Origin of the sequence: Pseudoroseomonas cervicalis ATCC 49957 (assembly GCF_000164635.1) — a bacterium.
GTDB lineage: Bacteria > Pseudomonadota > Alphaproteobacteria > Acetobacterales > Acetobacteraceae > Pseudoroseomonas > Pseudoroseomonas cervicalis.
In genome coordinates, this window is record NZ_GG770883.1 from 1 (window position 1) to 1,433 (window position 1,433).

Sequence of the window (1,433 nt, forward strand, 5' to 3'; positions counted from 1 at the left end):
ATCTCCAGCGCCGCGCGCTCCGCCTCCAGCGCCGAGAGGGTGGCGCGGGCCTGCCGCGCCGCCTCCTCCAGCGCGAAGCGGCGGTCCAGCGTCTCGGTCCGCGCCAGGGCCAGGCGCAGCTCGTCCTCCGCCCGCGCCAGGGCCAGGGCGGCGATGGCGATGCGCCGCTCCAGCTCCGGGCTGTCCAGCCGCGCCACCAGCGCGCCGGCGTCGAGCCAGCTGCCGGGGGCGTGTGGCAGGGCCAGCAGCCGGCCGGGCGTGGCCACCACCGCCTCGCCGCGCGCGGCGGCGTCGAGGAAGGCGGGGGCCGAGATGGTGCCGCGCAGCGGCAGCAGCAGCCCCGCCAGCAGCAGCGCCGTGCCCGCCAGCGTGGCCAGCAGCCGGCCATTCAGCCGGAAGGCGTGCCGCCGCCGGGCCCACTCGCGCAGCTCGTCGGCCACCGGCCGGGCCAGGAACCAGCCCAGCTCCACCACCAGGAGCGCGATGCCGAGCGGCTTCCAGAACAGGTGATAGACGGCGAGCGCGATCGCCAGATAGAGCGAGGCGCGCGCCAGCAGCGTGGCCAGGCCGAACAGCACGAGGAAGCGCCGCAGCCCGGCGGAGAGCGCCTCGGGCGGCGGCTCGCCCAGGCCGAACAGCGTCTCGCGCAGCCGCCAGCGCAGCAGGGCGAAGGCGCGGCCATGCAGGTTCTCAAGCCCCAGCGCGTCGGAGAGCAGGTAGTAGCCATCGAAGCGCATGAAGGGGCTGGCATTGACCAGCAGCGTCATGCCCCAGCCGGCGGTGGCCAGCAGCACGGCGGCGTCCCGCCCCGCGCCGGGCGGCAGCAGCGCCCAGGCCAGCGAGGCCAGCCCGGCCAGCGCCGTCTCCACCATCAGCCCGGCGCCGCCGATGGCCAGGCGCGGCCCGCGCCGGGTCAGCCGCCAGGCGCCCGAGGTCTCGGTGTAGAGCAGCGGCGCGCCCAGCATGAAGGCGACGCCCATGGCTGGCACCCGCACCCCGTGCGCGGTGGCGACATAGGCGTGGCCCAGCTCGTGCAGCAGCTTGGCGAAGAGCAGGGCGACGCCGAAGGCGGCCAGCCCGCCGGCGCTGACCAGCCCGGCGGCCTCGGCCACGAACAGGTCCAGCCGGCGCAGCACCAGCAGCAGCCCGAGCAGCGACAGCAGCCCGAGCACCAGCAGCGCCGGCGTGCTGCCCAGCCAGCGCACCGCCGGCAGGGTGGCGCGCAGGAAGCCCGCCGGCCGCAGCAGCGGCACGCGGAAGAACAGGTAGCCATGCAGCAGCCGGGTGCCGAGCTGCCGCCGCTTCGCCCGCGCGCCGCGCAGCCGCATCCGCTCCAGCGGGCCCTCGGTGCGGGTCAGCTCGTTGCGGGTGAGGAAATCGCCCAGCGCCGCGACCTGCTCCGCCGCCGGGCGCAGCGTGGTGCGCGCGGCGAC

Annotated in this window: 1 protein-coding gene; it reads right to left on the reverse strand. The window is 77.1% G+C overall.

The features are described 5' to 3' along the window. A partial coding sequence (locus HMPREF0731_RS19975; protein ID WP_007006027.1) for a zinc metalloprotease occupies positions 1-1,433 on the reverse strand: 1,433 nt, incomplete at both ends.